The following is a 14322-nucleotide window of genomic DNA, read 5'->3' on the forward strand; positions in this document are numbered from 1 at the left end:
GGCACCAAAGCTACCAACTCGGCCCATCAGATGCGGCACGTTGCAACAAATGTAGGAGCGCGCTTGCCCGCGATAGGCCCGAAGGGCATCAATGTAACGATTCAAAGCCGAAAACCTGAATGCCAAACCCCACCCAAAAAAAAGCCCGCAGCGACAGCGGGCTTTTCCAGCAGGCATCAGACACCCTCAGATAGGGCGGCTACCGTACTTGTTGTCAGGCTTCTTGGGCGGATCGGCGACCACGTTGGCCTCCACTTCCTGCACTTTGCCGCCACGGGCGAGGAACTCTTCCATCGCGCGAGCCAGAGCATCACGCTCCTTGTTCTTGGCCTCGACGCTAGGCAGTTCATCAACCGAGACCGCAGCCTTGGCCTTGCCTTTGGTTGGGGTTACCGGGGCATCGGAACTGTCATCAATTTCCGCGCCATCGTCTTCGGGAGCAGCTGCAAGCTCCTCACCCTCGTCCTCACCTTCCAGATCGTCGTCAAGACTTTCGTTATCGATGTCGTCGTCGCTCATGTTCTACCTCATGACTTGCGAAAGCAGATTAGTTATAGCCCAGCTGCGCTTAATTTCTAAGACCGCCAGAAAAAATTCAACTACCGCCGATTATCAGCGGTCGTGCCCCTCACCCTGAAGGGTGGCGAGGACTTTGCGGGCACCGCCGTGATCGCGATGCTCGCCTAAATAAACACCTTGCCATGTCCCCAGCGCCAACCGTCCATCCGATACCGGGAGGGTCAACTGGCAGCCTAGCAAACTGGCCTTGAAGTGCGCGGGCAGGTCGTCAGGACCCTCGTCGTCATGTTCATAACCCTCGAGTCCTTGTGGGACCAGCCGGTTGAAGAAACGCTCGAAGTCGCGCCGCACTGCCGGGTCGGCATTCTCGTTGATGGTCAACGAGGCCGAGGTATGCTGCAGCCACAAATGCAACAGCCCGACTCGGCAATCACGCAGCCAGGGCAGCTGTGAGACGATTTCCTCCGTTACCAGATGAAATCCCCGAGGCCTTGCCCGTAGCGTGATCCTGGTCTGTTGCCACATACAGTTCTCCGCCCTTCGGCGCGCATTCTAACGCGCTGAAAAAAAAAACAAAGCGCGTAATGAGTGACGTTTTCTGTAAGCCAGAAACCCTTGGCTGCATCCTGCCGCCGCAGCCCCGCGCAAGGCTCTGTAGCGACCTGTTCAAGCCGATTGCGCCCAGCGCTTGCGCCTTCTGCGCCCGGTCATGCCTATCGACAAACGCCAGACAAAAAAATGCCCGGCAAACCGGGCATTTTTTTCAAAAGCGATGATTACAAGTTGTAGCCACGCTCGTTGTGTTGCGCAAGGTCCAGGCCGACCGCTTCTTCTTCCTCGGTGACACGCAGGCCCATGACCACGTCCAGCACCTTGAGGATGATGAAGGTAACGATCGCGGTGTAGATGATCGTGAAGCCCACGCCTTTGCACTGGATCCAGACTTGTGCGGCGATGTCAGTGACAGTGCCGAAGCCGCCCAGCGAAGGTGCAGCGAAGACGCCAGTCAGGATCGCACCCAGGATACCGCCGATGCCGTGCACGCCGAAGGCATCCAGGGAGTCGTCGTAGCCCAGTTTGCGTTTCAGGCTGGTGGCGCAGAAGAAGCAGACCACGCCAGCGGCCAGACCGATGACCAGGGCGCCCATCGGGCCCACGGTACCGGCAGCCGGAGTGATGGCGACCAGGCCGGCAACCACGCCCGAAGCGATACCCAGTGCGCTTGGCTTACCGTGGGTCAGCCACTCGGCGAACATCCAGCCCAGCGCAGCGGCGGCGGTTGCGATCTGGGTGACCAGCATCGCCATGCCCGCAGTGCCGTTGGCCGCAGCGGCGGAACCGGCGTTGAAGCCGAACCAGCCTACCCACAGCATTGCCGCGCCGACCAGGGTGTAGCCCAGGTTGTGCGGAGCCATCGGGGTGGTGGGGAAGCCTTTGCGCTTGCCCAGTACCAGGCACGCTACCAGACCCGCCACACCGGCGTTGATGTGAACAACGGTGCCGCCCGCGAAGTCGAGCACGCCCCAGTCCCACATCAGGCCGCCCACGCCGCTCCAGACCATGTGTGCGATCGGTGCGTAAACCAGGGTGAACCAGATCGCCATGAAGATCAGCATCGCGGAGAACTTCATGCGTTCTGCGAAGGCGCCGACGATCAGGGCCGGGGTGATGATGGCGAAAGTCATCTGGAAGGTGACGAACACCGCTTCAGGGAACAGAGCGGCAGCGCCGGTGATGCTCGACGGGGTGATGCCCGCCAGGAACGCCTTCGACAGACCGCCGACGAAGGAGTTGAAGTTCAGCACGTTGGCTTCCATACCGGTGGTATCGAACGCCAGGCTATAGCCGTAGACCATCCACAGGATGCTGATCAGGCCGGTGATTGCAAAGCACTGCATCATCACCGAAAGAACGTTTTTGGAGCGAACCATGCCACCGTAGAACAGCGCCAGACCCGGAATGGTCATGAACAGCACCAGCGCGGTGGAGGTCAGCATCCAGGCGGTATCGCCGGAATTGAGTACAGGGGCTGCCACTTCGTCTGCCGCCATGGCCAAGCCAGGGGTTACGAGGGACAACAGGGCTCCTAGCCCTGCGAATTTACGCAGAGTCATATTGTTTTCTCCTGGGGCGTTGGGTTTGGCGGCTTAGATTGCGTCGGTATCGGTTTCGCCGGTACGGATGCGAATCGCCTGTTCCAGATTGACTACGAAGATCTTCCCGTCACCGATCTTGCCGGTGTTGGCCGCCTTGGTTATCGCTTCGATAACGCGGTCCAGATCCTTGTCGTCGATCGCAACATCGATCTTCACCTTGGGAAGGAAGTCGACAACATATTCCGCACCGCGATACAGCTCGGTGTGGCCTTTCTGACGTCCGAAGCCTTTGACTTCAGTAACGGTGATGCCCTGCACGCCGATTTCGGACAGCGACTCGCGGACGTCGTCCAACTTGAACGGCTTGATGATGGCAGTGACTAGCTTCATGAAACTCTCTCCCGAATTGGTGGACTTGCCCCAGGAAAACAAACCCGTCTCAAGTCTAAGCGCAGTGTCTGGCTTTGTAACGCGTCGAAGGCCTCAAACAGACCCGACCCTCTCCAGAAAACCGCTTCTGACGAAACACTTCCCTGCTCCGCTTGCCGCACTGCATTCGTCACAGCGACTGCATCAGTGCATGGGTCATATGCCACTAAGCAGAAACCTTGCCACATCGTCACAAACCACGATTTGCCGGGCCTCGGTCCCGATCCTGTGATATCCACATCGCCATCATCGATTTCATCCGCACAACAACAGTGCGTCCATGCACGGGCCGATGCGCGAAAACCGTGCAGTGCGCCGCCGGCGAAGTCCCACAGGCGCTGCGTGTTACACTGGCCACCCACTGATTCCGGAAAATGACCATGCTCGCGCCCAAAGCTTTCCTAGATGCCCTGAGCGGCCACGCCTCGCGGATGTTCAACGGCGAAACCCCGTTGCCACGCAACGAGTTCGAAACCCAGTTCAAGGCACTGATGCAGAGCGGCTTCAGCAAACTGGACCTGGTCAGCCGCGAGGAATTCGACAGCCAGATGGTCGTCCTGGCCCGTACCCGTGCACGGCTGGAGGCGTTGGAGGCGAAGATGGCGGAGCTTGAGGCGCAGGTGGCGGGGCAGGTGAAGGAATAATCCCCCAGCGACAGGAATGCCCCTTTTCGCCGCACCATTGCCCGCACATAGGGCTGCTTTCCCGCGAGGCATTGTGCGCAGACACATGCCGCACCACTTGCACCCGAGCCATTCACCACCCTCATGACTATCCTTGAGCACGCCGCAGGAAGCGGTGCCGTTCAAGGATCGATCATGTCTCTGGCCATTGTTCTCAGCCGCGCTCAGGTTGGCGTCGAAGCGCCTGCTGTCACTGTCGAAACCCATCTGGCGAACGGTTTGCCCAGCCTGACGCTGGTCGGGCTGCCGGAAGGTGCGGTGAAGGAAAGCAAGGACCGGGTGCGCAGTGCGATCCTCAATTGTCGCCTGGAGTTTCCGGCCCGGCGCATCACCTTGAATCTGGCCCCTGCGGATTTACCCAAGGACGGCGGGCGCTTTGATCTAGCGATTGCGCTCGGGCTGCTGGCGGCCAGCACGCAGATTCCGATGCTGGCGCTCGATGGCGTGGAGTGTCTGGGCGAACTGGCGCTGTCCGGGGCGATCCGGCCGGTTCAGGGCGTGCTCCCTGCGGCCTTGGCAGCACGGGACGCGGGGCATACGCTGATCGTCCCGGCGGTCAATGCCGAGGAAGCGTGCCTGGCTTCGGGCCTGAAAGTGATCGCGGTCAGTCATCTGCTGGAGCTTGTATCGCATCTGAACGGCCACACCCCGATTGCGCCGTTCAAGTCCAACGGGCTGATCCTGCAAAGCCTGCCGTATCCCGACCTCAGCGAAGTACAGGGCCAGACCGCCGCCAAACGTGCGCTGCTGGTGGCCGCAGCCGGGGCCCACAACCTGTTGTTCAGCGGCCCGCCAGGCACCGGCAAGACCTTGCTCGCCAGCCGCCTCCCCGGCTTGCTGCCGCCGCTGGACGAGCGCGAGGCGCTGGAGGTCGCGGCCATCCAGTCGGTCGCCAGCCATGCGCCGCTGACCAGTTGGCCACAGCGGCCCTTCCGGCAGCCTCACCACTCGGCTTCAGGCCCCGCCCTGGTGGGCGGTGGCAGCCGTCCGCAGCCTGGCGAAATAACCCTGGCGCATCATGGGGTGCTGTTTCTCGATGAGCTTCCCGAGTTCGAACGACGCGTGCTGGAGGTATTGCGGGAGCCTTTGGAGTCGGGCCATATCGTGATTTCCCGCGCCCGTGATCGGGTGCGGTTTCCTGCGCGCTTTCAACTGGTGGCCGCGATGAACCCCTGCCCTTGCGGTTATCACGGTGAACCCACGGGGCGCTGCCGCTGCTCCACCGATCAGATCCAGCGCTATCGCAACAAACTCTCCGGCCCCTTGCTGGACCGCATCGACCTGCACCTGACTGTAGCGCGCGAGGTCACCTCGCTTAACGCCCCGCCTCAGGCCGGAGAAACCAGCGCCAAGGCCGCGCTTCTGGTGTCCGAGGCTCGCGAGCGCCAGCACAGACGCCAGGGATGCGCCAACGCCTTTCTCGATTTGCCTGGGTTGCGTAAGCACTGTGCATTGCAGGCAGAGGACGAGGCCTGGCTTGAAACCGCCTGCGAGCGCCTGAATCTCTCTCTGCGTGCTGCGCACCGCCTGTTGAAAGTGGCGCGCACGCTGGCGGATCTGGAGCGGATGGAGGCGATATCCCGCAGCCATATTGCCGAGGCGTTGCAGTATCGACCGTCGTCGGGATGAGCGCTTCAGGCTTTTGATTCTGGCCGCAGGCCGTAGCAGCACGGCTTGCCGGCGGGGCGGTGTGTCAGGCAAATATTGTTTAACTGACACACCGCCCCCGCCGGCAAGCCGGGCTGCTACGGGATCTTGATCGGCGCGTTAGCGAAACCGATCCACTTCCTTGCGCAGATCCGCCGCCAGCGAGTTCAACTCTTGCGCGGTCACCGCAAGGTTCGACACCACTTCACGCTGTTCGCTGTTGGCCAGTGCAATGCTTTGCAGGTTGGCACTGAGTAGCGTCGCGGTGTTGCTCTGCTCTTGAGTCGCGGTGGTGATGGAGGCGAACTGCTCGCCCGCCGAGCGGCTTTGTTCGTCGATCTGGGCAAGGGCTGCAGCGACCTTGGCGTTGCGCGACAGACCTTCCTGCATCAGCGCATTGCCCTGCTCCATGGTACTGATGGCGTTGCCGGTTTCCTGCTGGATGCTGGCGATCATCCCGGAGATTTCGTCGGTGGCCTGACGGGTGCGCGAAGCCAGGTTGCGGACTTCGTCGGCCACCACCGCAAAACCACGACCCTGCTCACCCGCCCGCGCCGCTTCGATGGCGGCGTTGAGGGCCAGCAGGTTGGTCTGTTCGGCAATCGAGGTAATCACGCTGACAATGCCGCCGATTTCCTGGGAACGCTGGCCCAGGGTGTCGATGACCGCCGCCGTGCTGCCCAACGAACCTGCAATCTGTTCCAGCGAAGCCGAGGCTTCTTCCATCGACGCGCGACCGATGCGTGTCTGCTGGGCATTGCCCTGGGCCAGACGCTCGGTGTTGCCCATGTTGTCGGCAATGGTCAGGGCGGTCGCGCTGAACTCTTCGACGGCACCGGCCATGCTGGTGATCTCGCCAGACTGCTGCTCCATGCCTTCGTACGCACCACCGGACATGCCGGACAGCGCATGGGCCCGGCCGCTGACTTCCTGGGCTGCGGTGCGGATGTGCGAAACCATGGTTTCCAGCGCTTGCCCCATCTTGTTGAAGCTGCCTGCCAGCTGGCCGATTTCGTCATCGCGGGCGACGTTCAGGCGCGCAGACAGATCACCGGCGCCCAGGGCCTCGGCCTGCCGGACCAGATCCGACAGCGGTTGCAGCTTGCTGCGCAGCAGCCAGATCGCGGCCCCCACGGCAATCAGCATCGCCAACAGGCTGCCGATGCCCAGTTGTGTGCCGACACTCCAGGTCACGGCACTGATTTCGTCCTTGGGCATGACCGCCAGAATCGACCACGGCCCGCCCTTGAAGGGTTCGGCGATGGTGTAGAAGTCGTTGCCCGCGTCCTGCCAGAAACGGCCTTTGCCCGGGGTCTTGACCAGCTCGGACAAGGTATTGCTCGCCTGATCCAGATCCTTCACGCCTGCCGGCGGCACCAGCCATTTGTTCTGCTCGTCCAGCAAGGCCAGCGAGCCGGTCGAGCCGATGCGGAAGCTCTTGAGGTTGTCGAACTGCGCCTTCTGCGCGTCGGTGTAGTCAAAGCCTACGAACAGTACAGCAATCACCTTGCCGCTGCTGTCGCGCACCGGGGAATACTGGGTCATGTACAGGCGGTCGAACAGCAGCGCGCGCCCCACGTACCCTTGCCCGGCCAGCAGCTTTTCATAGGCCGGGTGCTTGTGATCGAGCACCGTACCGATGGCGCGAGAGCCGTCCTGTTTGCTCAGGGAGGTGCTGATGCGAATGAAGTCATCGCCACTGCGCACGAAAACCGTCGCGACGCCGGCGGTCATCTTCTTGAAGTCATCGACTTCTGCGAAATCATTGTTCAGCGCATTGCCATTGAGCAGCAGCGCCGGCGTCTGCACGCCCGCCACGGCGATCTGCTGATCGGCCTGCACGCTCAGGTTGCTAAAGCGCTTCTCGAACAACCCGCTCAGGCGCTGAGTGCTGTCACGCAAGGTGCTGTGAAAGGTGGTGAGCTGGTCGGCGAGCAGGCGCGCTTCGCTACCCATGTGTTCTTCGCGGATGGCCAGGTTCGCCGAGTCCAGTGAACGCAGGGCGAACAGGGTGCTGCCACTGATGACAACGGCCAGGACGATGGCCAGGGCAATGCCGAGCTGTGAGGCAATTCGGGCGCGGGGCGCAGGCATGGAGACTCCTTGCCGAACGACTGGATCGTCCTGATCTCAGCAAACGCATTCGGACTGATTTAATAGATGGGATCGATGACACAATGTGGAACTAACGTTCTGCAATTACACATTCGGCTGACAGACAGAATACTTGAGTCCTACACCGGGTCTTAGGACAGGAGGCTACATTTCCGGATGTTTCGCGCGGGTGGCTGACCTCAATCCTGTAGGAGCGCGCTTGCCCGCGATGGCGTCATCAAGATCGCCGACGCCGGCAAGCCGGACTGCTACGGTCCGAGCTGACCGCTCTTGCCCGCGATGGTTGAGATCGCCCCCGCCGGCAAGCCGTGCTGCTACGTGACCGGGTTTATCTCAATCACTCTAAAATGGTGACTTCCGGCAATTCCATCGCCTGCACCTCGGCCTGCAGGAAATCGCTCAGCCTGCGCAGGCGCTCTCCGCCGGGGCGGGTCTTGGGCCAGACCAGGTAATAGTTTTCACCACTGACCACCGCAGTCCGCCACGGCAGGCTCAGCCGCCGCTGGCTCACATCCTCGGCCACCATCAGCAGATCCCCCATCGACACCCCGTAGCCCCGGGCGGCGGCGATCATGCCCAGTTCCAGAGTGTCGAACACCTGCCCGCCACGCAGCGATATCTGATCCGACAACCCCATGCGTTCCAGCCAGTTTCGCCAGTCACGGCGGTCGGGCGTTGGGTGCAGAAGCTCGGCGCTGGCCAGCCGCTCGGCGTCCCAGGGCGCATCATCGAGCAGGCTCGGCGAGCCCACCGGAATCAGCAATTCCGGGAACAGGTAGGTCGCCTCCCAGTCCGCCGGAAAGTGTCCGCGACTGAGCAACACGGCGCAGTCGAACGGCTCCTGGGTGAAGTCCACGGCGTCGATGTCCATCCACGCGCTGGTCAGTTGCACCTCGTTGCCGACCTGCAAATGACGAAAGCGGCTGAGGCGCGCCAGCAGCCAGCGCATGGTCAGGGTCGACGGCGCTTTCATGCGCAGGATGCCCTCTTCTGCCATCAACGCACTGCACGCCCGCTCCAGCGCCGAGAAACCCTCGCGAACGCCGGGCAACAGCTCCCGGGCCGCTTCGGTCAGCTGCAGGTTGCGACCGTTGCGGCGAAACAACTTGCAGGCGAAATGCTCTTCCAGGGTGTGGATATGTCGGCTCACCGCACTCTGGGTCACCGAAAGCTCTTCGGCTGCGCGGGTGAACGAGCTGTGTCGAGCAGCGGCTTCAAATGCACGCAGCGCATACAAGGGCGGGAGACTACGAGTCATGAGGCGCTTTCCTACTTGAGCATCGTCGATACCGACCACTGTACTGCAAAAACATCAGGATGAGTTTTACTCATGCCAATGATCGGATTTATCCCTTTGTGCATCTGGATCCGAATCGCGACAATGAGCTGCTCATCAATGCCTCCTCTTTCCTGAGCGACACGCCCATGCATCAGCACGCTTTCAAAGAACTGTGGATCATCCTGCGCCTGGCCGGGCCGCTGATTGCATCCCAGATGGCGCACATGCTGATGGTCTTCACCGACACCGTCATGATGGGCAAGCTCGGCCCCGAATCTCTCGCGGGCGGCGGCCTGGGTGCGGCCAGCTACAACTTTGTGTCGTTTTTTTGCGTAGGCGTGATGGCCGCCGTGGGTACGCTGGTGGCCATTCGGCGCGGCGCCAACGACGACGCCGGCGCCACCCGCCTGACCCAGGCCGGGCTGTGGCTGGCGTGGGGCATGGCGCTGGTGGCCGCGCTGATCCTGTGGAACCTCGAGCCGATCCTGCTCAACTTCGGCCAGGACGAGGCCAACGTGCACATGGCCAGCCAATTCCTGATCACCCTGCCGCTCGCCCTGCCCGGTCTGCTGAGTTTCATGGCCCTGCGTGGCTTCACCAGTGCGCTGGGGCGTGCCACGCCGGTGATGGTGATCAGCCTGGTGGGCGTGGTGCTCAACTTCGCCCTCAACTACGCCTTCATCCACGGCCTGTTCGGCCTGCCGCACTGGGGGCTGATGGGCATCGGGCTGGTGACCGCCATCGTCACCAACGGCATGGCGCTGAGCCTTGCGCTGTATATCCGTTATCACAAGGCGTACGCGGCCTACCCAATCCACAAGAACCTGATGAAGCTGTCGCGCCCCGACCTCAAGGAGCTGTGGCGCCTGGGCCTGCCGATTGGCGGCACCTATGCGGTGGAAGTCGGGCTGTTCACCTTCGCCGCCTTCTGCATGGGCGCCATGGGCAGCACGCAAATGGCTGCACACCAGATTGCCCTGCAGTCGGTGTCGATGGCGTTCATGATTCCCGTGGGCATTTCCTACGCGGTCACCATGCGCATCGGCCTGCATTACGGCGCGGGAAACCTGCTGCTGGCGCGCACCGCCGGGCGCATGGGCATCGCCTTTGGCGGTCTGCTGATGCTGACTTTCGGGATTCTGTTCTGGGTCGCGCCGCATCTGGTCATCGGGTTGTTCGTGGACCTGAACGATCCGAAATACCAGGGTGTGGTGGAACTGGCGGTCAAGCTGTTGGCGATTGCCGCCTGGTTCGAGATCCTCGATGGCACGCAAACCATCGCCATGGGCGCGATTCGTGGGTTCAAGGATGCCAAGACCACGTTCCTGATCGGCCTTGCCAGTTACTGGGCCGTGGGCGCGCCACTGGCCTGGAGCCTGGGCTTCCTCGCGCATCAGGGTGCCGAAGGCGTGTGGTGGGGGCTGGCGGTGGGGCTGCTGTGCTCGGCGGTGGCACTGACCTGGGCGTTCGAACGCAAGACCACCCGGTTGCTGCGCAAGGAGGCGACGGGTGTGGTGGTGATGGGCTAAACGGGCTAACAACCTGCAAACACCCTCCCGTAGCAGCACGGCTTGCCGGCGGGAGCGGTGTCTCTGTAATACATGCATCGACTGACACACCGCCCCCGCCGGCAAGCCGTGCTGCTACGGGGAGTTAACCCCTTACATTCCCTGTATCAACCGCCCTTTGGCCTGATCGAACATCAGATAATCCAGCAACTCCGGCAGCGCCAGCGGGTGGCTGATCAGGTAGCCCTGGGCCTGATCGCAATTGAAGCTGCGCAGCAACGCCAGTTGCTCCGGCGTTTCGACGCCCTCGGCCACCACTTCCAGGCTCAGGTTGTGCGCCAGGTTGATCATGGCGTGAACCAGCTTGCGGTTCTCCTCGCGCTGTTCCATTTCCCCGACAAAACTGCGATCGATCTTGAGCAGGGTGATGGGCAGGCTGTTCAGGTGCACGAATGAAGAGAAGCCAGTGCCGAAATCGTCCAGCGAGAAGCGCACGCCCAGGCGTCCCAGAGCGTCCATGGTCTGTTTGACCAGGTCGCTGCGGCGCATCACGGCGGTTTCGGTCAGCTCGAATTCCAGCCATTGGGCGTCCACGCCACGGTCGGCGATCAGGCGGCCCAGGGTAGCCAGCAACTGATTGTCCTGGAACTGGCGGAATGACAGGTTGATCGCCATGTGCAGCGGCGGCAGGCCTTTTTCACGCAGGGTCTGCATGTCGCGCAGGGCCCGGGAGATCACCCAGTAACCCAGCGGCACGATCAGCCCGCTCTGTTCGGCCAGCGGCACGAACTCGCTGGGTGGCAACAGGCCGCGCTCGGCATGGCGCCAGCGCACCAGCGCTTCGAGCCCCAGGATCCGCCCCGAATTCAGGCACAGGCGCGGCTGGTAATGCAGTTCCAGCTCATCGCGACGCAACGCGCGGCGCAGCTCGCTTTCCAGGTCAGCCAGGCTGCGGGCGTTGCGGTTGATGCGCTCGTTGAAGACATGAAAGGTGCAGCCTTGCACACCCTTGGCCTGCTGCATCGCGATGTGCGCGTGCCACATCAACGGGTCGGCACCGGCGTCGGCTCGGGCATGGGCAATGCCCAGGCTGCAACCGATCAGCAGGCTCTCACCGTCGATCCAGTACGGCTCCGACAGTGCCTCGGTAATGCGCTCGGCCATCCACTCGGCACGCTCCGGGGCGCGTCGGGTGTCGATCAGCAGGGCAAATTCGTCGCTGCCAAGGCGCGCCAGTTGATCGCAGGCCTCAAGCTGGCTTTTCAAGCGCGAGACGACCTGCAGAATCAGCCGGTCGCCTGCCTGATGGCCCAGTGCATCGTTGGCGCGGCGGAAGTTATCCAGGTCCAGATGCCCCAGCGCCAGACCTCGACCGTCGAACTCTGCCAATCGAGCTGTAAGAAGCGTCTGAAAACCCTGCCGATTGGCGATACCCGTTAACGGGTCTTGTTCCGCCAGACGCTGTAGGGTGTTTTCCAGCAGCCCGCGCTCGCGAACATGACGCAGACAGCGGCGCAAACTGTGAGTACTCAGGGAATCGCGCACCAGCCAGTCGCTGACGCCCACCGGATCATGCTCGGGCTCGGCGTCCAGCAGCAGCACCGTGGGCCAGTTGCACTGCCCCGCGAAAGGCTGCAAATCGGGTGTCGTCAAAAGAATGTAGGTATGAGAGGGGTCTATCCAGCTGCCAATAGCTTCCCAGCTCGAAGCACTGTCGAGAAAAACGGCGTCCCCAAGGGGCACCAGGCACTCGCGTAACAACGCTGACCAATGCGGCGTGTCCGCCAGCAGCAGCAAACGCAAGGGTTCGACAGGCGTAGACAAGCTAGATCCCCACACAATCCAAAGACATCGGCGCCCATTCGGATGAGGGTCGCCGAACGCGTGAATCCCCGCGTGATGCGCAAATGTAACAAATCGGCGAAATATTGATAGCGCGGCGCATCACAGTGTCAGACGGTCGCTGCACAATCCACGGACCCTGTTAAAATGCTCGCCCATTTTTACAGCGACCTCCTCAATTCCCCATGTCCCGACTCAATCCCCGGCAACAGGAAGCCGTGAACTACGTCGGCGGCCCTCTTTTGGTGCTCGCCGGTGCTGGCTCCGGCAAGACCAGCGTGATCACGCGCAAGATTGCCCACCTGATCCAGAACTGCGGCATCCGTGCCCAGTACATCGTCGCCATGACCTTCACCAACAAGGCGGCGCGGGAAATGAAGGAACGGGTCGGCACCCTGCTGCGCGCAGGCGAAGGGCGCGGCCTGACCGTTTCGACGTTCCACAACCTGGGGCTGAACATCATCCGCAAGGAACACGCTCGCCTCGGTTACAAGCCCGGTTTCTCGATTTTCGACGAAACTGACGTCAAGGCGCTGATGACCGACATCATGCAGAAGGAATACTCGGGCGACGACGGCGTCGACGAGATCAAGAACATGATCGATTCCTGGAAAAACGACCTGATCCTGCCTGCAGAAGCCCTGGCCAACTCGCGCAACCCCAAGGAGCAGACCGCCGCCATCGTCTACACCCACTACCAGCGCACGCTCAAGGCGTACAACGCGGTGGACTTCAACGACCTGATCCTGCTGCCGGTGAAGCTGTTCCAGGAACACGCCGACATCCTCGAAAAATGGCAGCACAAGGTCCGCTACCTGCTGGTGGACGAATACCAGGACACCAACGCCAGCCAGTACCTGCTGGTGAAGATGCTCATCGGCACGCGCTGCCAGTTCACGGTGGTGGGCGACGACGACCAGTCAATCTATGCCTGGCGCGGCGCGCGGCCGGAAAACCTGATGCTGCTCAAGGACGACTACCCGTCGCTCAAAGTGGTGATGCTGGAGCAGAACTACCGCTCCACCAGCCGCATCCTGCGCTGCGCCAACGTGCTGATCTCCAACAACCCCCACGAGTTCGAGAAGCAACTGTGGAGCGAGATGGGTCACGGCGATGAAATCCGCGTGATCCGCTGCAAGAACGAAGACGCCGAAGCCGAACGCGTGGCGGTCGAGATTCTGAGCCTGCACCTGCGCACTGACCGCCCCTACAGCGACTTCGCGATCCTGTACCGCGGCAACTACCAGGCCAAGCTGATCGAGCTGAAACTGCAGCACCACCAGATTCCCTATCGCCTGTCGGGCGGCAACAGCTTCTTCGGCCGCCAGGAAGTGAAGGACCTGATGGCCTATTTCCGCCTGCTGGTGAACCCGGACGACGACAACGCCTTCTTGCGGGTGATCAACGTGCCGCGCAGGGAAATCGGCTCGACCACCCTGGAAAAACTCGGCAACTACGCCACCGAGCGCAAGGTGTCGATGTACGCCGCCACCGACGAAATCGGCCTGGGCGAGCATCTGGACGGCCGCTTCACCGACCGTCTCAAGCGCTTCAAGCACTGGATGGACGGCGTGCGTCAGCAGTGCGCGACTCAGGATCCGATCGCCGCCCTGCGCAGCATGGTCATGGACATCGACTACGAGAACTGGATTCGTCAGAACAGCTCCAGCGACAAGGCCGCCGATTACCGCATGAGCAACGTGTGGTTCCTGATCGAGGCATTGAAGAACACGCTGGAGAAAGACGAAGAAGGCGGCATGACCATCGAGGAAGCCATCGGCAAGCTGGTCTTGCGGGACATGCTCGAACGCCAGCAGGAAGAGGAAGACGGCGCCGAGGGCGTGCAGATGATGACGCTGCACGCATCCAAGGGCCTGGAATTCCCCTACGTGTTCATCATGGGCATGGAGGAGGAAATCCTCCCGCACCGCTCCAGCATCGAAGCCGACACCATCGAGGAAGAACGCCGCCTGGCCTACGTGGGCATCACCCGCGCCCGCCAGACCCTGGCGTTCACCTTCGCCGCCAAGCGCAAGCAGTACGGCGAGATCATCGACTGCCTGCCGAGCCGCTTCCTGGACGAATTGCCACCGGACGACCTGGCCTGGGAAGGCAACGACGACACACCAACCGAAGTGAAAGCCGTTCGCGGCAATACGGCATTGGCGGACATTCGCGCCATGCTGAAAAGATAAACAACCATT

Annotated in this window: 11 protein-coding genes and 1 pseudogene; 4 read left to right on the forward strand and 8 right to left on the reverse strand. The window is 61.8% G+C overall.

Annotated elements, in window-relative coordinates; genetic code table 11:
* Positions 1–186: 186 nt before the first annotated feature.
* From sutA to glnK, 4 genes are all read right to left on the reverse strand, one after another.
* Positions 187–519, reverse strand: a complete 333-nt coding sequence (sutA, locus tag ACIPOO_RS09430) for a transcriptional regulator SutA (RefSeq protein ID WP_274133073.1) — start codon at positions 517–519, stop codon at positions 187–189.
* Positions 520–612: 93 nt separating this feature from the next.
* The gene (locus ACIPOO_RS09435; protein WP_274133074.1) at positions 613–1044 is read right to left on the reverse strand and encodes a secondary thiamine-phosphate synthase enzyme YjbQ; all 432 of its coding nucleotides are present in this window, start codon (positions 1042–1044) and stop codon (positions 613–615) included.
* Between the two features lie 251 nt (positions 1045–1295).
* A complete protein-coding gene (locus tag ACIPOO_RS09440; protein ID WP_274133075.1) occupies positions 1296–2633 on the reverse strand; it encodes an ammonium transporter in 1338 nt (445 codons plus the stop codon).
* Between the two features lie 33 nt (positions 2634–2666).
* On the reverse strand, positions 2667–3005 hold the full coding sequence (gene glnK, locus ACIPOO_RS09445; protein ID WP_002555808.1) for a P-II family nitrogen regulator: 339 nt from the start codon (positions 3003–3005) through the stop codon (positions 2667–2669).
* Between the two features lie 419 nt (positions 3006–3424).
* Between glnK and ACIPOO_RS09450 the strand changes: the two genes are divergently transcribed.
* Together ACIPOO_RS09450 and ACIPOO_RS09455 are read left to right on the forward strand one after the other, a co-directional pair.
* Positions 3425–3688, forward strand: a complete 264-nt coding sequence (locus tag ACIPOO_RS09450; protein WP_274133076.1) for an accessory factor UbiK family protein — start codon at positions 3425–3427, stop codon at positions 3686–3688.
* A 174-nt stretch (positions 3689–3862) separates the two neighbouring features.
* Positions 3863–5356, forward strand: a complete 1494-nt coding sequence (locus ACIPOO_RS09455) for a YifB family Mg chelatase-like AAA ATPase (protein WP_400606105.1) — start codon at positions 3863–3865, stop codon at positions 5354–5356.
* Positions 5357–5494: 138 nt separating this feature from the next.
* Here the strand turns inward: ACIPOO_RS09455 and ACIPOO_RS09460 are convergent, their stop codons facing one another.
* The 3 genes and pseudogenes from ACIPOO_RS09460 to ACIPOO_RS09470 all read right to left on the reverse strand — a co-directional run bounded on the left by ACIPOO_RS09460 (position 5495) and on the right by ACIPOO_RS09470 (position 8747).
* Complete coding sequence (locus ACIPOO_RS09460) at positions 5495–6355, reverse strand: methyl-accepting chemotaxis protein (RefSeq protein WP_400606369.1); 861 nt, start codon at positions 6353–6355, stop codon at positions 5495–5497.
* Positions 6350–7468 (reverse strand): annotated as a pseudogene (locus ACIPOO_RS09465) (Cache 3/Cache 2 fusion domain-containing protein); the annotation flags it as partial. The gene ACIPOO_RS09460 and the pseudogene ACIPOO_RS09465, both read right to left, overlap by 6 nt.
* Positions 7469–7826: 358 nt before the next feature.
* On the reverse strand, positions 7827–8747 hold the full coding sequence (locus ACIPOO_RS09470; protein ID WP_400606107.1) for a LysR substrate-binding domain-containing protein: 921 nt from the start codon (positions 8745–8747) through the stop codon (positions 7827–7829).
* A gap of 167 nt (positions 8748–8914) precedes the next feature.
* Between ACIPOO_RS09470 and ACIPOO_RS09475 the strand changes: the two genes are divergently transcribed.
* Positions 8915–10297 (forward strand): NorM family multidrug efflux MATE transporter, encoded by a 1383-nt coding sequence (locus tag ACIPOO_RS09475; RefSeq protein WP_400606110.1) that lies wholly within the window; start codon positions 8915–8917, stop codon positions 10295–10297.
* Positions 10298–10429: 132 nt separating this feature from the next.
* On the opposite strand, the gene ACIPOO_RS09480 is transcribed toward ACIPOO_RS09475, so the two are convergent.
* Positions 10430–12100: a putative bifunctional diguanylate cyclase/phosphodiesterase gene (locus tag ACIPOO_RS09480; protein ID WP_400606113.1), complete on the reverse strand. Its 1671-nt coding sequence runs from the start codon at positions 12098–12100 to the stop codon at positions 10430–10432.
* A 203-nt stretch (positions 12101–12303) separates the two neighbouring features.
* Here ACIPOO_RS09480 and rep point away from each other — a divergent pair, with 203 nt between their 5' ends.
* A complete protein-coding gene (gene rep / locus ACIPOO_RS09485; protein ID WP_400606115.1) occupies positions 12304–14313 on the forward strand; it encodes a DNA helicase Rep in 2010 nt (669 codons plus the stop codon).
* Positions 14314–14322: the final 9 nt, after the last annotated feature.

Origin of the sequence: Pseudomonas sp. NPDC090201 (genome assembly GCF_044746825.1) — a bacterium.
Taxonomy (GTDB): domain Bacteria; phylum Pseudomonadota; class Gammaproteobacteria; order Pseudomonadales; family Pseudomonadaceae; genus Aquipseudomonas; species Aquipseudomonas putida_AD.